The sequence below is a fragment of the Streptosporangium sp. NBC_01755 genome (genome assembly GCF_035917995.1).
Taxonomy (GTDB): Bacteria; Actinomycetota; Actinomycetes; order Streptosporangiales; family Streptosporangiaceae; genus Streptosporangium.
Window position 1 is genome coordinate 5,103,462 of the sequence record NZ_CP109131.1, and the last position, 18,428, is coordinate 5,121,889.

Annotated in this window: 19 protein-coding genes; all 19 read left to right on the forward strand. The window is 69.1% G+C overall.

Features of this window, described 5'->3' with window-relative positions; translation table 11 throughout:
- The first annotated feature begins 235 nt into the window (after positions 1-235).
- The 19 genes from thrB to OG884_RS24390 all read left to right on the forward strand — a co-directional run bounded on the left by thrB (position 236) and on the right by OG884_RS24390 (position 18,414).
- Positions 236-1,213 (forward strand): homoserine kinase, encoded by a 978-nt coding sequence (thrB, locus tag OG884_RS24300; protein WP_326636489.1) that lies wholly within the window; start codon positions 236-238, stop codon positions 1,211-1,213.
- Between the two features lie 467 nt (positions 1,214-1,680).
- Positions 1,681-3,756: a transcription termination factor Rho gene (gene rho / locus OG884_RS24305; protein ID WP_326636491.1), complete on the forward strand. Its 2,076-nt coding sequence runs from the start codon at positions 1,681-1,683 to the stop codon at positions 3,754-3,756.
- Between the two features lie 132 nt (positions 3,757-3,888).
- Positions 3,889-5,208, forward strand: coding sequence for a sensor histidine kinase (locus OG884_RS24310; RefSeq protein WP_326636493.1), 1,320 nt, complete (start codon positions 3,889-3,891; stop codon positions 5,206-5,208).
- A gap of 12 nt (positions 5,209-5,220) precedes the next feature.
- The gene (locus tag OG884_RS24315) at positions 5,221-5,865 is read left to right on the forward strand and encodes a response regulator transcription factor (protein WP_326636495.1); all 645 of its coding nucleotides are present in this window, start codon (positions 5,221-5,223) and stop codon (positions 5,863-5,865) included.
- 205 nt (positions 5,866-6,070) lie between these two features.
- Positions 6,071-6,289 (forward strand): 50S ribosomal protein L31, encoded by a 219-nt coding sequence (gene rpmE / locus OG884_RS24320; protein WP_030906633.1) that lies wholly within the window; start codon positions 6,071-6,073, stop codon positions 6,287-6,289.
- Between the two features lie 108 nt (positions 6,290-6,397).
- Complete coding sequence (gene prfA / locus OG884_RS24325) at positions 6,398-7,450, forward strand: peptide chain release factor 1 (protein ID WP_326636501.1); 1,053 nt, start codon at positions 6,398-6,400, stop codon at positions 7,448-7,450.
- An 8-nt stretch (positions 7,451-7,458) separates the two neighbouring features.
- Entirely contained in the window at positions 7,459-8,313 is an 855-nt protein-coding gene (prmC, locus tag OG884_RS24330; protein ID WP_326636503.1) for a peptide chain release factor N(5)-glutamine methyltransferase, read from the forward strand.
- Between the two features lie 97 nt (positions 8,314-8,410).
- Positions 8,411-9,094, forward strand: coding sequence for an L-threonylcarbamoyladenylate synthase (locus tag OG884_RS24335; RefSeq protein ID WP_326636505.1), 684 nt, complete (start codon positions 8,411-8,413; stop codon positions 9,092-9,094).
- Positions 9,091-9,222 (forward strand): hypothetical protein, encoded by a 132-nt coding sequence (locus OG884_RS24340; RefSeq protein ID WP_326636507.1) that lies wholly within the window; start codon positions 9,091-9,093, stop codon positions 9,220-9,222. Before OG884_RS24335 ends, OG884_RS24340 begins: the two co-directional genes overlap by 4 nt.
- A gap of 128 nt (positions 9,223-9,350) precedes the next feature.
- Positions 9,351-11,636: a hypothetical protein gene (locus tag OG884_RS24345; RefSeq protein ID WP_326636509.1), complete on the forward strand. Its 2,286-nt coding sequence runs from the start codon at positions 9,351-9,353 to the stop codon at positions 11,634-11,636.
- Between the two features lie 42 nt (positions 11,637-11,678).
- Positions 11,679-12,059: a hypothetical protein gene (locus tag OG884_RS24350; RefSeq protein WP_326636511.1), complete on the forward strand. Its 381-nt coding sequence runs from the start codon at positions 11,679-11,681 to the stop codon at positions 12,057-12,059.
- A 244-nt stretch (positions 12,060-12,303) separates the two neighbouring features.
- Positions 12,304-13,569 carry a serine hydroxymethyltransferase gene (glyA, locus tag OG884_RS24355; protein ID WP_326636513.1) on the forward strand — a complete coding sequence of 422 codons (1,266 nt, stop codon included), beginning with the start codon at positions 12,304-12,306 and terminating at the stop codon, positions 13,567-13,569.
- Between the two features lie 57 nt (positions 13,570-13,626).
- Entirely contained in the window at positions 13,627-15,015 is a 1,389-nt protein-coding gene (locus tag OG884_RS24360) for a glycosyltransferase family 4 protein (protein WP_326636515.1), read from the forward strand.
- 152 nt (positions 15,016-15,167) lie between these two features.
- The gene (locus OG884_RS24365) at positions 15,168-15,593 is read left to right on the forward strand and encodes a hypothetical protein (RefSeq protein ID WP_326636518.1); all 426 of its coding nucleotides are present in this window, start codon (positions 15,168-15,170) and stop codon (positions 15,591-15,593) included.
- 71 nt (positions 15,594-15,664) lie between these two features.
- Positions 15,665-15,880 carry an AtpZ/AtpI family protein gene (locus OG884_RS24370; protein ID WP_326636520.1) on the forward strand — a complete coding sequence of 72 codons (216 nt, stop codon included), beginning with the start codon at positions 15,665-15,667 and terminating at the stop codon, positions 15,878-15,880.
- Positions 15,881-15,947: 67 nt separating this feature from the next.
- Positions 15,948-16,736 (forward strand): F0F1 ATP synthase subunit A, encoded by a 789-nt coding sequence (gene atpB / locus OG884_RS24375; RefSeq protein ID WP_326636523.1) that lies wholly within the window; start codon positions 15,948-15,950, stop codon positions 16,734-16,736.
- A gap of 64 nt (positions 16,737-16,800) precedes the next feature.
- Positions 16,801-17,025: an ATP synthase F0 subunit C gene (atpE, locus tag OG884_RS24380; RefSeq protein ID WP_326636525.1), complete on the forward strand. Its 225-nt coding sequence runs from the start codon at positions 16,801-16,803 to the stop codon at positions 17,023-17,025.
- A gap of 31 nt (positions 17,026-17,056) precedes the next feature.
- Positions 17,057-17,605, forward strand: coding sequence for a F0F1 ATP synthase subunit B (locus OG884_RS24385; protein ID WP_326636527.1), 549 nt, complete (start codon positions 17,057-17,059; stop codon positions 17,603-17,605).
- Positions 17,605-18,414, forward strand: coding sequence for a F0F1 ATP synthase subunit delta (locus OG884_RS24390; protein WP_326636529.1), 810 nt, complete (start codon positions 17,605-17,607; stop codon positions 18,412-18,414). Before OG884_RS24385 ends, OG884_RS24390 begins: the two co-directional genes overlap by 1 nt.
- Positions 18,415-18,428: the final 14 nt, after the last annotated feature.

Sequence of the window (18,428 nt, forward strand, 5' to 3'; positions counted from 1 at the left end):
TCGGTCAGGCGCTGCCGCACAAGGCGGGGGCCATGGGCGTGCCGCGGTGACCGGCGACAACGCGGAGAGGCACCGCCTGACTGCGGTGGGCAGAAGATCCGAGGGGCGGGGCCCGGTGAACCTGGCACGCCGCGACCGTCCCGGCGTCGCGGGCAGACACCCCGTAGCGCCGGGCAGATAGGAGAAGCGACTTGTCCGCCATGGCCACGCCATCGAGCCGTGCCCCGGGAGATCTATGACCAGCGGTAAGGTGACCGTCCAGGTCCCCGCGACATCGGCGAACCTCGGCCCGGGGTTCGACACGCTGGGGCTGGCCCTCGGCCTCCACGACGAGGTCGAGGCCGAGCTGTTCGAGCCCTCGGAGGGCTCCGGCTCCCGGAGCGTCGTCATCGAGGTCGAGGGGGAGGGCGCCGGCGAGCTTGACGCGGGCGAGGGGCACCTCATCGTCGCCACGATGCGCGCGACCTTCGACAGGATGGGGCTTGGGCAGCCGTCCGGGATCCGGTTGCGCTGTCTCAACCGCATCCCGCACGCCCGCGGTCTCGGGTCGTCCTCCGCGGCGATCTGCGCCGGCATCCTCGCCGCCCGCGCGCTGGCCGCGGCCCCGTACCCGGACGGCTCCGTCCCCGCCCCCCCGCAGAGGGCGCGACCCGAGCTCACCGACGACGAGGTCTTCGCGCTGGCCACCGAGATCGAGGGCCATCCCGACAACGTGGCGCCGTGCCTGGCAGGCGGGCTCACCATCGCGTGGACGGACGGAACGGGCGCGCCGTACCTGGTTCGGCTGCTCCCGCACTCCGACGTCAGGCCCGTGGTCCTCGTCCCCGGATACCGGCTGTCCACCGAGGTCGCCCGAGGGCTGCTGCCCAAGGAGGTCCCGCACGCCGATGCGGCCGCGAACGCGGGGCGGGCCGCGCTGCTGGTCGCGGCGTTGACGGCCAGACCGGAGCCGGAACTTTTGCTGGCCGCCACCGAGGACCGACTCCACCAGGACTACCGCGCGCCCGCGATGCCACTCACCGCCGATCTGGTACGGCGGCTGCGCGGGGCGGGCGTCGCCGCGGTCGTTTCGGGGGCGGGGCCCACGGTTCTTGCGTTTTCCACGGCGAATACGCAGGATTTGATCGCAGCAGAAGTGGGTAATGACTGGCACATCCAGCCACTGGATGTCGAAACCCGGGGTGCCCGCGTTGTTTCTGTTGAGACACGCTGACATCTCTTCGACCTTCAGGGAATAGCTGTGTGCGCTGGTGATGTTAGGCTGATAGCCGCACCAGGTGCCCCGCGTTGGGTGCGTGCTTGTCAGCCACACATCGCTGCATCGTGTCTCACTCCGTGAGGCGTGAGCGCCGCAGTGGCCTCCCCGAATCCGTCGCCTCCGAATGCTCCACATTCGGCTGGGGCAGCGAAGAGGCGGCGTTTTAGGGGACATGCGCGTTCGATCTACCTCGACATCTGGTTGCCGGTAGCAATCCGGGGGGGTGTCCTCCAAGTCCCACCGTCGGCGATTCTCGATGGTGACGGCCTGGACCAGCCCTTCTCCGACAGTGGCGGCGGCCCTCCATGGGCCGTCGAGGATCGCAACGTGCAACCCGACCCGGTCTGTCCCACCGGGTCGATCGCACCACCGGGACGATTGGCTGATCATGGCCACGCCCGACCCCTGGGAAGGACCCATTAGTGAGCGACACCACCGAACTCCTCTCCGACGTCACCGGCACGGCGCCGGCGTCCGGCGACACCCCCACCCGCCCAGCGGCCAAGCCGCGCCGTCGCTCCGGCACCGGCCTGTCCGCCATGGTGCTGCCCGAGCTGCAGGCCATGGCCTCCGGGCTGGGCATCAGCGGGACCGGGCGGATGCGCAAGAGCCAGCTCATCGCGGCCATCCAGGAGAAGCAGGGCGTCTCCACCGAGAGTGCCCAGGCTTCCGTCACCGTCAAGGAGACTCCGGCCGCAGCCGTCCCCGCACCCGCAGCCGAGCCGGCCGTCGAGCGTCCGGCGCGCACCCGCAGGGAACGTTCCCGCCCCGTCGTGGCCGCCGAGCCCGTCGTGGAGCAGGCGCCCCCCGCTCCCGAGCCCGTGGCCGCCGTCGTCGCGCCCGAGCCCGTCGTGGAGCAGCAGACCATCGACGCCGCCCCGGCCGAGGGCCGTGGCGAGCGTGGTGAGAGCCGTCGCGAGCGTGGCGAGCGCCGCGGCCGTGGCGAGCGCGGCGAGCGCACCAATGACCGCCGCGAGCGTGGCGACCAGCGTGCCGACAACCGCGGCGACGGCCGCACCGACTCCCGCGCCGCCGACGCCGGTCAGAGCCGTGGCGAGCGGATCAACGACCGCGGCGACCGCGTCACTGACCGTGGTGAGCGCGGTGACCGTGTCACTGACCGTGGTGAGCGCGGTGACCGTGTCACTGACCGTGGTGAGCGCGGTGACCGTGTCACTGACCGTGGTGAGCGCGGCGACCGTGGTGACCGCGGCCCGCAGAACCGGGGGCCGCAGGACCGCACCGACCAGCACGGTGTGGGCGACGACGACGACCGTCGCGGCCGTCGCGGCCGGTTCCGCGAGCGTAACCGCCGTGGCCGCGACCGCTTCGACAGCAACGAGCCCGTGGTGGGCGACGACGACGTCCTGATCCCGATCGCCGGAATCCTCGACATCCTCGACAACTACGCGTTCGTCAGGACCAGCGGTTATCTGCCGGGTTCCAACGACGTCTATGTCTCGCTGGCCCAGATCCGCCGCAACGGCCTGCGCAAGGGCGACGTCGTCACCGGTGCCGTCCGCCAGCCCCGCGACGGCGAGCGCCGTGAGAAGTTCAACGCGCTCGTCCGTCTGGACACGGTCAACGGCATGGACCCGGAGCAGGCGCGGCAGCGCCCCGATTTCAATAAGCTCGTCCCGCTCTACCCGCAGGAGCGCCTGCGCCTGGAGACCGAGCCGAACATCCTGACCACCCGGATCATCGACATGGTGGCGCCGATCGGCAAGGGCCAGCGTGGTCTCATCGTCTCCCCGCCCAAGGCGGGCAAGACGATGGTGCTTCAGGCGATCGCCAACGCGATCACTCACAACAACCCCGAGTGCCACCTGATGGTCGTCCTGGTGGACGAGCGTCCGGAAGAGGTCACCGACATGCAGCGGTCGGTGAAGGGCGAGGTCATCCACTCGACCTTCGACCGCCCGGCCGAGGACCACACCACGGTCGCGGAGCTCGCCATCGAGCGCGCCAAGCGCCTGGTGGAGCTGGGCCACGACGTGGTCGTGCTGCTCGACTCGATCACCCGTCTGGGTCGCGCCTACAACCTGGCGGCCCCGGCGTCCGGCCGCATCCTGTCCGGTGGTGTCGACTCCACCGCGCTCTACCCGCCGAAGCGTTTCTTCGGCGCCGCCCGCAACATCGAGAACGGCGGCTCGCTGACGATCCTCGCCACCGCGCTGGTCGAGACCGGTTCCAAGATGGACGAGGTCATCTTCGAGGAGTTCAAGGGCACGGGCAACCTGGAGCTCAAGCTCAACCGGCAACTTGCCGACAAGCGGATCTTCCCCGCGGTGGACGTCGACGCGTCCGGCACCCGCAAGGAGGAGATCCTCATGGGCAAGGACGAGCTCCAGATCATCTGGAAGCTCCGCCGCGTGCTGCACGCCCTTGACATGCAGCAGGCTCTCGAACTTCTCCTGGAGAAGATGAGAGAGACCAAGTCCAACGCGGAGTTCCTGCTCCAGGTGCAGAAGACGACCGTCAGCTCTGAGCGCGACTGACCGCTCACCGCACGTGGAACGCCCCGGCCACTCAGGCCGGGGCGTTCGGCGTTTCCAAAGCGCTTGTCCGACCCCGGACTTCGGGATATCCCTACTTCAGGACGCCTTTTCGCGGGCGACAGGGGGAGGCGCATGACTGCCGAGACAGTGCTGAGCACGCCTGTGGTCAGGAAACCGCTCCGGCGGCGTGTGCCCTTCGGGCCGAACGGCCCCCTCGGCATGTTCGTCGACCCGATGACCTGGCGGGCCGTTCCCTACCTGTTGGTGAGCCTGTTCCACGGCCTCGCCTGGTTCGCGCTGCTCGCCTCGGTGATCCCGCTCTCCCTGGTGCTGGTGATCGTGTGGATCGGGCTGCCGCTCCTCGCCCTGACCATGCTGGCCTGGCGGGGGGTGGCGATGCTGGAGCGCCGCCTCCTCCGGCTGGCCTTCGGCGTCGACATCCCCAACCCCTACCGGCCGTCCGAGGGCGACAACCTGTTCCTGCGCTGGAAGGACATGTTCGTCGACCCCGCCACCTGGAAGGATCTGCTCTACCTGCTGTTGCTGCTGCCGATCGGGATCGGGGAGTTCACGGTATCGGTGGTCCTGTGGACGCTCGGGCTCGGCCTGACCGTGGCGCCACTGCCACTGCTGCTGGTGGGGGAGCCGATGACACCCATCGGCCCGCTGCCGATCGACAGCGGGCCGAAGGCGCTGCTGTGCACCCTGATCGGGGTCGGATTCCTCCTCGCGGCCCTGTACGCGACCCGGGGGATGGCCTGGCTGCACGGCCTGCTCGGCACCGCCCTGCTGGGCGCGGGGGAGAAGAACCGGCTGGCGGCCCGCGCCGCGCACCTGCGGGCCAGTCGGGCCCGTGGGGTGGACGCGGCCGAGGCCGAGCGGCGCAGGATCGAGCGTGATCTGCACGACGGTGCCCAGCAGCGGCTACTGTCCGTGGCCATGGACCTGGGCCGGGCCCAGGCCAAGCTGGACTCCGACCCGGAGGCGGCCCGGGAGCTCCTCGACCAGGCGCACCGGGGTACCAAGGCCGCCATCGCCGAGCTGCGCGATCTCGCCAGGGGCATCCATCCGGCGATCCTCACCGACAGGGGACTGAGCGCCGCCCTGTCGTCGCTCGCCGCGCGCGCGCCCGTGCGGGTGGACCTGGCGGTGGAGGTCTCGCATCGTCCCCCGCCCGCGGTGGAGAGCATCGCGTACTTCGTCGTGGCCGAATGCCTGACCAACCTGGCCAAGCACTCCGAGGCCACCGAGGCGTTCATCCGGGTCAGCCGTCAGGAGCAGCGTGTGATCGTTGAGGTCTACGACAACGGGGTCGGCGCCGCGGTGCCACAGCCCGGAGGCGGTCTCGCCGGGCTGGCCGACCGGGCGGCGACCATCGACGGCACCCTGAGCGTCGACAGCCCGCTCGGCGGCCCCACGACGATCAGGGCCGAGTTGCCCTGTGAATGGTGAGGGCTCGAACACATGCGGGTGGTGATCGCCGAGGACTCGGTGTTGTTGCGCGAAGGGCTGGCCAGGCTGCTGGCCGACGGGGGGATCGAGACCGTCGGGGTCGTGGGCGACGGCCCAGGGCTGGTGGCCGCGGTCATCGAGCACGATCCGGACCTGGCGGTCGTCGACGTCCGGATGCCGCCGACACACACCGACGAGGGACTGCGCGCCGCACTGGAGGCCAGGAGCCGGAGGCCGGGGCTGCCGATCCTCGTGCTGTCGCAGTACGTCGAGGAGCAGTACGCCACCGAGTTGATCGGCGGCGGCGCCGCAGCGGTCGGCTACCTGCTCAAGGAGCGGATAGCGGACGTGGCCGAGTTCCTCGACGCGGTGCGCCGGGTGGCGGCCGGGGGGACGGTCATCGATCCGGAGGTGATCGGGCAGCTGCTGAGCCGCCGGCGCAGGGGAGATCCCCTGGAGTCCCTGACCGCGAGGGAGGGCGAGGTTCTGGCCCTGATGGCGGAGGGCCGTTCCAACACCGCGGTCGCCGGGCGCATGCTCGTCACCGAGGGCGCCGTGGAGAAACACATCTCCAGTATCTTCGGCAAGCTCGGCCTGGAACCGGCCACCGACGACCACCGCCGGGTTCTCGCCGTGCTCGCGTATCTGGGCAGGTGACCGCCCGCCGCCCCGGTCCCGTGGGGGAGGCGGATGCCGGGGAATGTCTTGTGGCCTGGGATGGTTGAAGGATCTGGCACACTGGTAGCCGAACCGCAGCGGTTCCGGTTCCCGCCCGCGCGCACCTTGGTGTGCCAGCGCGCAAGCCTCAGCGGCGAGAGACAGTGGCGACCCGGCGACCGCGTTTTGGAGAGGAAAAGACGACATGAAGCCCGACATCCACCCGGAGTACATCGCCACTCAGGTGACGTGCACCTGTGGTAACTCCTTCACCACCCGCAGCACCGCGAAGAACGGCGTGATCCACGCCGACGTGTGCTCCGCCTGCCACCCCTTCTACACGGGCAAGCAGAAGATCCTGGACACCGGCGGCCGGGTGGCGCGCTTCGAGAAGCGCTTCGGCAAGAAGTCCACGGGCCAGTAGCCCCCATCCCGACGCCGGCTCGGAACAACCTCCTGCGGAGGGGGTGCCCGGGTCGGCGTTCGTGGTGATGAGGCAGGCTTGTAAAGGGCTTTCAAGGAAGGACGCACGGTGAACCTCGACGAGCTGCTCAGTGAGTACGCCGAGCTGGAACTCAAGCTCGCCGACCCCTCCGTGCACGCCGACCAGAAGCAGGCACGCACCTTCGGCAGGCGCTACGCCGAGCTGACCCCGATCGTCAACACCTACCGCGAGCTCGAAGGCGTCCAGGCCGACCTCGGGACGGCGAGGGAGCTTGCAGCGGAGGACGAGGCGTTCGCGGAGGAGGCCAAGGAGCTCGAAGCGCGCGTTCCCGAGCTGGAGGAGAAGCTCAGGAACCTGCTCGTCCCGCGTGATCCCAACGATGACAAGGACATCATCATGGAGATCAAGGCGGGCGAGGGCGGTGAGGAGTCCGCCCTGTTCGCCGGAGACCTCCTGCGGATGTATCTGCGGTATGCCGAGCGGATCGGCTGGAAGACCGAGCTCATCGACGCCACCCACTCCGACCTCGGCGGCTACAAGGACGTCACGATCGCCCTGAAGGCCAGGGGCGACGAGGGCGTCTGGTCGAGGCTCAAGTTCGAGGGCGGTGTGCACCGCGTCCAGCGGGTGCCGGTCACCGAGTCCCAGGGGCGCATCCACACCAGCGCAGCCGGGGTGCTCGTCTACCCGGAGGCCGAGGACGTGGACGTCCAGGTCGACCCGAACGACCTCCGCATCGACGTCTACCGCTCCAGCGGTCCCGGTGGTCAGAGTGTCAACACCACCGACTCGGCCGTGCGGATCACGCACATCCCGACCGGAGTGGTCGCCTCCTGCCAGAACGAGAAGAGCCAGCTCCAGAACAAGGAGTCGGCCATGCGCATCCTGCGGGCCCGCCTGCAGGCGATCGCCGAGGAGGAGGCCAACGCCGCCGCCATGGCCGAGCGCAAGTCCCAGATCCGCACCGTCGACCGCTCCGAGCGCATCCGCACCTACAACTTCCCCGAGAACCGCATCTCCGATCACCGCGTCGGTTTCAAGGCCTACAACCTCGACCAGGTGCTCGACGGGGATCTCACCGCCGTCATCCAATCCCTGCTCAACGCTGAGATGGCGGAGAAGCTCGCCAACCATTCATAGAACGCGCCATGACCTTTCTGCTGGACGAGATCGCCCTCGCCACCGCTCGGCTCGCTGAGGCAGGTGTGCCGTCGCCGCGCACCGACGCCGAGGAGATCGCCGCATGTGTGCACGGTGTACGGCGCAGTGAGTTGCACACCGTGAAGGACTCCGACTTCGACGCCCTGTTCTGGGAGGGCGTCTCCCGCAGGGAGTCCCGCGAGCCGCTCCAGCACATCACCGGGCGGGCCTACTTCCGCTACCTGTCCCTGGAGGTCGGGCCCGGGGTGTTCGTGCCACGTCCGGAGACCGAGATCGTGGTGGGCTGGGCGATCGACCGGCTGCGGGAGATGGACGTCGCCTCGCCGGTGGTCGTGGATCTCGGCACCGGGTCCGGTGCCATCGCGCTGTCCATCGCCCAGGAGGTCGCGCTGGCCACCGTGCACGCGGTCGAGGTCGACCCGGACGCCTACGGCTGGGCCAAGCGCAACATCATCGAGCACGGCCAGGGCCGCGTCCACCTGCACCCGGAGGATCTGGCCGACGCCCTCTCCGAGCTGGACGGCCAGGTCGACCTGGTGGTCTCCAACCCGCCCTACATCCCGCCCGGCGCGATCCCCCGTGACCCCGAGGTCCGCGACTACGACCCGCACCGCGCGCTGTACGGGTCGGGCAGCGACGGCCTCGACGAGGTCAGGGCCGTCGAAAGGACCGCCAGGCGCCTGCTGCGTCCCGGTGGCTTCGTCGCCGTGGAGCACGCCGATCAGCAGGGCACCCCGGTCTATCTGATCTTCTCTGAGGAGAACGGCTGGCGCGATGTCCGCAGCCGCCAGGATCTGACGCGCAGGGACCGCTTCGTCACCGCCCGCTTCGGCCGGGAATAGGATGCACGCCGTGAGCGAGGGATCTTGGCCGTCGGCGATGTGCCGGTGGGCGAGGAGGCACGCGAGTGAGCGTAGCGAGTGATCTCCAGGAGGCAAAGTGAGCCGACGTTTTGACTGCATCGACGCCGAGCAGCGAGCAGCGGGCCTGGTAGAGGCCGCGTCCGCCGTACGGCGGGGTGAGCTGGTGGTGCTGCCGACCGACACCGTCTACGGCATCGGCGCCGACGCCTTCACGCCCGCCGCGGTCTCCGCCCTGCTGGAGGCCAAGGGGCGCGGCCGTGACATGCCGGTGCCCGTGCTGGTCGGGACCGTCCGGGCGGCCAACGCCCTGGTGGAGAATCTCGGTCCTTACGGCCAGGATCTCGTCGACGCCTTCTGGCCGGGGCCGCTCACGCTGATCTGCCGCGCGAACCGGTCGCTCTCCTGGGACCTGGGGGACGCCAAGGGCACCGTCGCCATCCGGATGCCGCTGCACGCGGTCGCCCTCGACCTGCTCAAGGAGACCGGCCCGATGGCCGTCTCCAGTGCCAACCGCTCCGGTGCCCCCGCAGCGACCGGCGCCGCCGACGCGGAGAAGCAGCTAGGCGACTCGGTGTCGGTCTATCTCGACGCCGGACCGTGTGAGAGCGGCACTCCTTCGACGATCCTGGATCTGACCACCGCGGTGCCCAGGTTGCTGCGGCGCGGGGCGATCACGGTGGAGAAGCTGCGCGGTGTGATCGGCTACGTCGCCACCGACGAAGGTCCCGAGCCTGACGGTGGCACAGAGTCCGGCGAGTGAATGTGGACCCGGGTGTTCCCGTCCTGCTCGACAAGATCGGGCACTATCCGCTCCACCACGGTGCGGCCGGCGTTGTGCGGACGCTGGAACGGCTCGGGGTCGCTGTGCACGTCCACTCCGGGACGTGATCCTCGGCGGGTTCACGGGGCTGGCGTGGCGTGGCCCATGTCCATGATCCATGCCATCTGATTATCACCGTGACGTGAGGCCGTCTCCCCGGTACCTTGAGGTGGGCCGACACTTCTGGGAGACGTCCATGGGCAAGTTCGAAGGAATGGACCCCAAGCTGGTCCGCGACCTGCTGTCCGAGGTACGGCGGGCGGCTGATCAGATGCGGAACGCCGAGGGCAAGGTCACCCAGCTGATGAGCGGGGCCGGCCTGTCCTCGCAGTCGACCCACAGGCCCGTCCAGATCGCCGACGCGTGCGACGTGATGGTCCGTGACGTCTCCGCTCGTGTGGCGTTGCTGGAGAAGAAGATCAACCAGAACGTGACGGCACCTCCCGCCGAGCCGAGGGCCGGGGACACGAAGCCTGACAGCGGTTCGGCGGGCGACGGCGCGAAGCCCGAGACCGGTGCGGCGGGCGATGACGCGAAGCCCGAGACCCCGAAGGCCGACGGTCTCAAACCGGCGGTCGGAGCGGACGACAAGCCCCGTGTCGGTGATCAGTCCGCCGAGAGCACACAGCGTGACGATCCGAAGGACTCGCCCAAGCCCGAGACGGGTTCGAAGGGTGACGTGGCCAAGCCCGAGACCCCGAAGGCCGACGAGGCCAAGCCCGAGACCGGTTCGAAGGGCGACGAGACCTCCCCACGGGACGGTTCGAAGGAGACGCCGAAGCCGGAGACGTCCGGAGCCGACGAGCGGAAGCCGGAAACGGGTTCGAAGGGTGACGAGACCTCCCCACGCGGGGAGGACACCCCCAAGGAGAGCGTCAAGCCGGTTGACACCGCACCACGCGAGGCTCCGAAGCCGGATGCCATGCCGGAGGCGCCGAGAGCCGACGACACGCCACGTGAGGCCCCGAAGGCTGATCCCACGCCTGTGCCGGAGGCTCCGAAGCCGGATGCCATGCCGGAGGCGCCGAGAGCCGACGACACGCCACGTGAGGCCCCGAAGGCTGATCCCACGCCTGTGCCGGAGGCTCCGAAGCCGGATGCCATGCCGGAGGCGCCGAGAGCCGACGACACGCCACGTGAGGCCCCGAAGGCTGATCCCACGCCGGAGGCGCCCAGGGCTGAGGGGGCGCGGCCGGAGACGCCGAAGGTCGAGGATTTGAAACCCGCGGTTCCGGGGCCCGGTGAGGGGCCTCAGGACGGAGGGCGGCCGGTTGACGGCGTGCCACGCGAGACGCCCGTCCCTGAGGCTCCCAGCCCGGATGCCGCCCCCGTGCCGGAGGTGCCGCAGGGGGATTCCACACCCGCGCCGGAGACGCCCAGAAGCGATGACGCGCGGCCGGAGATCGTCAATGTGAACGACACGATGCCGGGTGGGGAGGATTCCGACGCCAAGGGTGACTCCGGTTCCAAGGGCGATGAGACGACGCCGCGTGGGGATGGCTCCGTGGGTGACACGCCGGTGAACGATCCCGACGCCAAGGGTGACTCCGGTTCCAAGGGCGATGAGCGCTCGCCCAGGCAGGAGAGCGGCACGTCCGGCAACGACATCCTCGACAGTTCCAAGAAGGACCATCCCGACGACATCGACCAGAGCGGCGATCACAGGGCCAGGGTCGTGGAGGTCGACGGCGTGCAGGTGCTCCAGATCCCGCTCGACTCGCCCACGGCGGCCGAGGTCGACGAGCTGCTGAAGAACATCGAGGACATCCCGCCGCTGGAGATGCCGGGGGTCGACAACGTCTCCGCCACGGCGGGGCAGCCAGGCTGGGTCGAGCCGCATGGCCCGCTCGATTCGGCCAAGCCCGACTATCCGCTCCTCGACACCGCGGGACCGACCACCGACCAGACCGTCCAGCCGCCGGGCACGGGTGGTGACGCCACTCCCCAGCCCGCGGGCACGGCCTCCGGTGAGGCGGCCGTTCGGCCGCCGGCCACGACCTCCGCTGAGCCCGCCGTCCAGACGGCGGGTACGACGACCTCCGGTGAGGCGGCCTCGCAGCCCGCTGTGGCGCCGCGAGGAGACGTCGGGATGCCATCCATCGGCGACGCGGTCTTCAGCGAGGCGCGAGGGGCGGAGGATGCCGCCGGGGGCGCGGGGCAGGCGGCGGGGGTGGCTCCCGGGGGTGTGGCCGCCCCACCGGATGGGGGTCCGGATGAGGGCTCGGTCGCCCGGTGGGCGGGCGACGGCAGCGACGTCGTCACCGCGGAGGCGGGTCCCCTCGATCTGGACGCCCTCAGAACGCTCGCCGACAACGCCAGGGAGATCGAACCGCTGGAGATGCCCGGCGTGCAGGTGCCGGATGGGGAGACCTGGGGCAAGGGAGCCTGGGCGCCCATGGACATCGGGCCCGACGGGCCGGCGGGCGACGTGGAGCCGGGAAATCCGCTGCGGCCGATCCCGCCCCCCGGAGGCGGGCAGTGAGCGGGGTGCAAGGACCGTGTCAGCGAGGGTGAGGAGCCTGTGATGTTCGTGGATCCACCCGCACCGCAGCCGCTGCAGCCGGGGGAGACCCCACCGGCCTCGGCCGGCAGCGGGCTGCCGTCCTCGGACGCCGCCACGGCGTGGGAGTTCAACCCCGACTACCAGCGGCTGGTCATGATGTGGAGGCAGGTGCTTCCCGAGCTTGACACGCTGGCCGCCAGTCTGGACAAGGCCTACCAGCTCGCCAGGAGCAGGGACGTCTGGGACGCCCCGGTCTCCGGCCGCTACGTCGAGGACATGACGGAGTGGCGCACCCGTCTCGGCCTCTACCGGCAGGCGATCCTGACCTCGATCAGCGACCAGGCGGCCGACACGCCGAGATGGGTGCCCGTGGGCGCCGGGGCTCCGCATGCCTTCTCCTGACGTCCTTCCCGGCTCAAACCCACCGGTCGGCTCCTTCGGCGCGAGGTTCGCGGGCCGGGCGGTCTTCCAAGCCTCCCTGGGTGGTCTTCCAAGTCTCCCCGCGCGGACGACGACCAGGGGGCTTTCCCGGGGCGTTCGTTCCGTACGGCGACACGCCTTTCCGCGGCGACAGCTCCCTGACCTGGGATAACCGGGGCGGCCGGGCTTACAGTGGGGGTGAGTTGTCATCTTCGGGATGTGAGCCATGGGCGCAGAGCCGTACTACGGGCCAGATTTCGGCCTCCTGCAGCGCGAGGACCCCGAGATCGCACGTGTACTCCTCGACGAACTCGACAGGCTCCGCGGAGGCGTCCAACTGATCGCGAGCGAGAATTTCGCCTCGCCTGCCGTGCTCGCCGCGCTCGGCTCGACGCTCACCAACAAGTACGCGGAGGGCTACCCCGGCAGGCGCTACTACGCCGGATGCGAGGTCGTCGACCGGGCCGAGCAGCTTGCGATCGACCGGGCCAAGCGGTTGTTCGGCGCCGATCACGTCAACGTGCAGCCCCATTCCGGCGCCTCGGCGAATCTGGCGGCCTACGCGGCGCTGCTCCAGCCGGGCGACACGGCGCTGGCGATGGCGCTGTCGCACGGCGGCCACCTCACGCACGGCTCCAAGGTCAACTTCTCCGGCCGCTGGTTCGACGTCGTGGCGTACGGCGTGCGCAGGGACACCGAACTGATCGACTATGACGAGGTCAGGGAGCTGGCGTTGCGACATCAGCCCAAAATGATCATATGTGGTGCCACCGCCTATCCCCGGGAGATCGACTTCGCGGCCTTCCGGGGGATCGCCGACGAGGTGGGTGCCTGGCTGCTCGCCGATGTCGCGCACACCATCGGCCTGATGGCCGGGCATGCCCTGCCGTCCGCCGTGCCGTACGCGGATGTGGTGACCTTCACCACGCACAAGGCGCTGCGCGGCCCGAGGGGTGGCGGGATCATGTGCACGCGGGAGCTGGCCGCCAGGATCGACCGCGCGGTCTTCCCTTTCGTGCAGGGCGGCCCGCTCATGCACGCGGTGGCAGCCAAGGCCGTGGCGTTCGGCGAGGCGTTGCGCCCGGAGTTCGCGCTGTACGCGCGGCAGGTGGTGGCCAACGCCCAGGTGCTGACGGACGCCCTGGCCGCCGAGGGGATGCGGCCCGTCTCCGGGGGCACCGACAGCCATCTGGCACTGATCGACCTGCGTGACGTCGGGGTCTCCGGCGCGGTGGCCGAGCAGCGGTGTGGCGCGGCCGGGATCACGCTGAACCGCAACGCGATCCCCTACGACCCGGAGCCGCCCACGGTGACGTCCGGGATCCGGGTCGGCACCCCCTGCGTCACGACCCAGGGGATGGGGCCCGAGGAGATGAAGGCGGTGGCCTCGATGGTGGCACAGGCCATCCGCAACCCCGACACAGTGGGTGAAATACGGGAGCGCGTCGCGGTGCTGACGAGGCTCCATCAGATATATCCCAGCGAACTATGAGTTGTTCTGTGTCGTTTTCCGGTCACAGGTGGCCGGACTATCCGCGAAACTGGTTCCGTGCGCGAATACCTACTCATGGCGCTCGTCGCGGCCGCGGTGACATACCTGCTGGTCCCGCTGGTCCGCGTTTTCGCCGTCCGTATCGGTGCCATGCCCGAGGTCCGCGACCGTGACGTGCACACCACGCCAACGCCCAGACTCGGTGGCCTGGCGATGTACGGCGGTCTCGTCGCCGGCCTGCTGATCGCCGGCGAGTTGCCCTACGCCGGGGGCAAGCTGGCGGCCGAGGGTGAGGGCAAGACCGTGATCGCGCTGATCGCCGCAGGCGGTCTGATCACGCTGACCGGCTTTCTGGACGACTGGCTGGGCATGGACGCCCTCGTCAAGCTCGCCGGGCAGATCGGCGCGGCGGGTGTGCTCGTCGCCTTCGGCGTCAGCCTGCCGTGGCTCCCGCTGCCCACGGCGCTGGGCGGGCAGACCATCCTCGACTCGACGCTGAGCCCGCTGATCACGATCCTGATCGTGGTCGTCATGATCAACGCGGTCAACTTCGTCGACGGGCTCGACGGGCTGGCCGCCGGGATCGTGGGCATCGCCGCGATGGCCACGTGGACGTACTCGGTGGCCCTGTCGAAGGACTACGGCAACACCAGCATCAACGCGACGGCGGTCATCGCCTCGGTGCTCATCGGGATCTGCCTGGGCTTCCTGCCGCACAACTTCCACCCGGCGAAGATCTTCATGGGTGACACGGGGGCGATGCTGATCGGCCTGGTCCTCGCCTCCACGATGATTCTGGTGACGCCGCTCGACTCCAGCAGCATCAACCGCTTCCCCGTCATCCTCCCCCTGCTCGTGCCGGTCGCGATCCTGGTGCTTCCGCTGCTCGACCTGATCATGGCGGTGGTCCGGCGCACGTCCAACGGCCTGTCGCCGTTCGCGCCCGACCGAGGGCATCTCCACCACCGCCTGCTGGACATCGGCCACTCGCACCGTCGTAGCGTCATGATCATGTATGCGTGGACCTTCCTGTTCGCCTTCGCGGTCGTGGCACTGTCCATCGAGGGTGTCCCGCTCATCCTGTTCCCGCTGACCGTGCTGCTCGCCATCGGCGTGCTGGTGATGATGGCGCTGCCCCGCTGGCGGGCCCGCCGCGACGTCGGCGGGTCCGGGGGGCCGGCAGGCCCGGCCGGCACCGCCGGGCCTGCCGGCCCCTCGGCTCCCACGGGATCCAGCGACCCCGCCGAGGTGCCGGGGCGGCAGGTGTGGCCGAGCGAGCCGCCGGCCCGGGTCCGGCCGCACCCCTACCCGTCGGAGACGCAGGGGCCCCGTCCGGTCGCCGCCGACGACGACGACGGTGACGACACCGCCACGCTGTCGGCGCTGCCCGACCTGTCACTCACCGCTCCCCGGCAAGGTTTCTCAAACCCTGAGACGCGGAGCTGAGCCGCCCGCGTCAGCCCTTTGATCGTTTACTTGAAACGGCAGGTAAAGGCGCTCTTCCATGAGCTTGTGATAGCTTTCACTAACGGGTCCATGGTTTAGCTGGATCTGCGAGGTAGCAATCGCTCGCTTGATAACAGTCACTGGGAGTGCCGATGCAGGCCAACGACGTGCGCGTCCTCAAAGGGGCCGTGATACCCACCGCCGCCGCGGGCGCGGTCGTCATCCTCGCGGCGGCTCTGCTCTCCGGGGCCAAGGGCGCTCTGGGGGCCGTGATCGGCCTCCTGGTGGTGGCGGTCTTCTTCACGGTCAGTCTGGTCGCGGTCTCCTCCGCGAGCCGGGTCTCTCCCGTTGTGATGATGGTCACCGCGATCGTCGGCTACGCGGTGAAGGTCCTGATCATCATGGCGCTCCTGAAGATGTTCGAGAGCGCCACGGCGTTCGAGTCGCGCGCCTTCGGCTGGTCGACGATAATCTGCACCGTCGTCTGGACGGCCGGCGAGATGTGGGGCTTCGTGAAAACGAAGATGCTCTACGTTGACCCGGGTGCCGCGGTTCCCGGACAGGGCGGCCCCCGATGAGGCGTATCATGACCGGGCTACGGGACCCGATATGACTAGTCATCTCCCCGGCTGCTATTGTCATGCCCGCAATGAGCGAACAAGAACGCAGGCCCGAGAGCGATGGCCGCGACTTCGCCAACGCCGCCTGGTCGGTTCCCAGTTACATTCTCTCCGGGATCATCCTTTACGGCGGCGGCGGTTGGTTGCTGAGCCGTTGGACTGGCGTGGCCGTGTTCACACCGATCGGAGTGATCGTCGGTGCCGTTCTCGCCATCTACCTGGTCTACCGGAAATACGGTCGCTGACCTCGCGCGGCGGTCGCTTCGCTGAGGAAGCAATCTTGATCCACTACCACGTTGAAGGGAACGCCGCGTGAAGGCGCTGACGGTCCTCGCCGCCGACGAGTTCAAGGCCCCAGGGCTTGAGCTGTTCGATTTCCCCCCGATCATTGCCGGCGTCACCTGGTTCACCAAGCCGGTGCTGCTCGCCCTGCTGAGCTCGCTTGTGGTCGTGGCCTTCTGCTGGTCGGCCTTCGCCAACCCGAAGCTGGTGCCCCGGGGCATCCAGAACATCGGTGAGATGGGCTACATGTTCGTCCGCGACCAGGTCGCCCGCCCCTTCCTGGGTAAGGACGCCGACCGCTGGATGGGCCTGCTGCTGAGCCTGTTCTTCCTGGTCTGGGTCTGGAACCTGATGGGTGTCGTCCCCTTCCTGCAGTTCCCGATCGCCTCGCACATCGCCTTCCCGATCGTCCTGGCGATCAGCGTCTACGCGCTGAAGATCTACCTGGGCATGAAGCACCAGGGAGCGGTCGGCTACTTCAAGAACATGATGTTCCCCCCGGGGCTGCCCAAGCCGATCTACGTGCTGCTCGCGCCGATCGAGTTCCTCTCGACCATGATCGTGGCGCCGTTCACCCACGCCGTGCGACTCTTCGCCAACATGTTCGCGGGCCACATCATCCTGGCCTTCTTCAGTGCCGTCGGTTTCTGGTTCCTCTTCGAGAAGCTCACGCCGCTCGGCGCCCCGGTCGGTGTGGTCGGCGTCATCATGACGATCGCGATGACCGGGTTCGAGATGTTCATCCAGTTCCTCCAGGCCTTCCTGTTCGCGCTGCTCGCCGCGATGTACATCGGCAACTCCCTGCACGCCGAGCACTAAGACTCTTTTCTCCAGTTCAGACCGGTGAGATCCGTTCACCGGCCGTCCCGTAAAGGAAACAGCAATGAGCATCCTCGCTGAGGTCTCCGGCAACATCGGCTCCATCGGTTACGGTCTCGCCACGCTTGGCCCCGGCATCGGTGTCGGCCTCATCTTCGGTAACGGTCTGCAGGCCATCGCCCGCCAGCCCGAGACCTACGGCCTGATCCGCCAGAACATGCTGCTGGGCTTCGTGCTCGTCGAGGCGCTGGCTCTGATCGGTCTTGTCGCGCCGTTCATCTACGGCTGATCGAAAACACCTCTGACGGAAGGCTGCATCGATGACAACCGCAGCTACGCTCCTGGCGGCGGAAGAGGGCACCAGCCCGATCATGCCGCACCTCTACGAGCTGGTCGTTGGCGGTTTCGCGTTCTTCGTCGTCCTCTTCGTCGTCGGTAAGATCCTCACCCCGCGCATCCAGAAGACCCTGGCCGAGCGGACCGATGCGATCGAAGGCGGCATCAAGCGAGCCGAGGACGCCCAGACCGAGGCCCAGGCGCTGCTCAAGCAGTACAAGGACCAGCTCGCCGAGGCTCGTCACGAGGCTTCCCGCCTGCGTGAGGAAGCTCGCGAGCAGGGTGCGCAGATCAAGGCCGAGCTCCGCGAGGAGGCGCAGGCCGAGGCCCGTCGTCTCGTCGAGGCCGCGCACCTGCAGATCGAGGCCGACCGTCAGCAGGCGTTCGCCCAGCTCCGTACCGAGCTCGGCCGTCTGTCGATCGATCTGGCCGGCCGTATCGTCGGCGAGTCCCTTGAGGACGAGGCGCGCCAGCGCCGCACCGTGGACCGGTTCCTTGAGGAGCTCGAGTCGAGCAGCGCGGCGGTCCGCTGATGAGAGGTCTGAGCAGGGCTTCGCTGGCCGAGGTCGAAGAGCGCTTCAACGCCGTCGCGGGAAGCGCCGACCTCGGCACGCTGGCCGACGAGCTCTTCTCGGTCGCCGACCTGTTCGACCGTGAGCACGGGCTCCGCCGCAACCTCTCCGACCCCGCCCGGCCCGCGGCCCAGAAGGCGCAGGTCGTACGGGTGCTGCTGGAGGGCAAGATCAGCGATGCCGCACTGGAGACGGTCGTCGCGGCCGTGTCCGCACGGTGGGCCCGATCCGGCGACCTGGCCGACGCCCTTGAGCGTCTCGGCGTCATCGCCGCCTCCGCGGAGGCCGAGGCGCAGAGCAGGCTTGACGACGTCGAGGACGAGCTGTTCAGGTTCGGGCGTATCGTCGCCTCGAACCTGCAACTGCACCGGACTCTGACCTCCTCGGCGGCACCGGAGCAGGCCAAGCGGGAGCTGCTGGGCTCCCTCCTCGCCGCCAAGGTCGCCCCCACCACTCTCCGCCTGATCACGCAGCTCGTGGTACATCCGCGAGGACGTAGTCTGGACAGTGGGCTGGAGGAATTCGGCAGGCTGGTCGCCGCCCAGCGGCAGCGCCTCGTCGCGGTGGTGCGCAGCGCCATCGTGCTCTCAGAGGAGCAGAAGCAGCGTCTCGCCACGTGGCTGCGCACCTCGTACGGCCGCGACGTTCATCTGAACGTCGAGGTGGATCCGCGGGTGCTGGGAGGGTTCTCGGTGCACATCGGGGACGATCTCATCGACACCACCATCGCGGGACGAATCGAAGAAGTCCGCCGCCGGTTGGCCGGCTAGGCGAATAGGGAGAC

What these genes read in the sequence shown, in the direction of transcription:
- OG884_RS24345 (WP_326636509.1), top strand. Translation starts at nt 9,351, where the DNA reads ATGGGCAAGTTCGAAGGAATGGACCCCAAGCTGGTCCGCGACCTGCTG.
- prmC (WP_326636503.1), top strand. Translation starts at nt 7,459, where the DNA reads ATGACCTTTCTGCTGGACGAGATCGCCCTCGCCACCGCTCGGCTCGCT.
- OG884_RS24365 (WP_326636518.1), top strand. Translation starts at nt 15,168, where the DNA reads ATGCAGGCCAACGACGTGCGCGTCCTCAAAGGGGCCGTGATACCCACC.
- OG884_RS24310 (WP_326636493.1), top strand. Translation starts at nt 3,889, where the DNA reads ATGACTGCCGAGACAGTGCTGAGCACGCCTGTGGTCAGGAAACCGCTC.
- OG884_RS24350 (WP_326636511.1), top strand. Translation starts at nt 11,679, where the DNA reads ATGTTCGTGGATCCACCCGCACCGCAGCCGCTGCAGCCGGGGGAGACC.
- rpmE (WP_030906633.1), top strand. Translation starts at nt 6,071, where the DNA reads ATGAAGCCCGACATCCACCCGGAGTACATCGCCACTCAGGTGACGTGC.
- OG884_RS24390 (WP_326636529.1), top strand. Translation starts at nt 17,605, where the DNA reads ATGAGAGGTCTGAGCAGGGCTTCGCTGGCCGAGGTCGAAGAGCGCTTC.
- thrB (WP_326636489.1), top strand. Translation starts at nt 236, where the DNA reads ATGACCAGCGGTAAGGTGACCGTCCAGGTCCCCGCGACATCGGCGAAC.
- OG884_RS24385 (WP_326636527.1), top strand. Translation starts at nt 17,057, where the DNA reads ATGACAACCGCAGCTACGCTCCTGGCGGCGGAAGAGGGCACCAGCCCG.
- OG884_RS24370 (WP_326636520.1), top strand. Translation starts at nt 15,665, where the DNA reads ATGAGCGAACAAGAACGCAGGCCCGAGAGCGATGGCCGCGACTTCGCC.
- OG884_RS24315 (WP_326636495.1), top strand. Translation starts at nt 5,221, where the DNA reads ATGCGGGTGGTGATCGCCGAGGACTCGGTGTTGTTGCGCGAAGGGCTG.
- glyA (WP_326636513.1), top strand. Translation starts at nt 12,304, where the DNA reads ATGGGCGCAGAGCCGTACTACGGGCCAGATTTCGGCCTCCTGCAGCGC.
- atpE (WP_326636525.1), top strand. Translation starts at nt 16,801, where the DNA reads ATGAGCATCCTCGCTGAGGTCTCCGGCAACATCGGCTCCATCGGTTAC.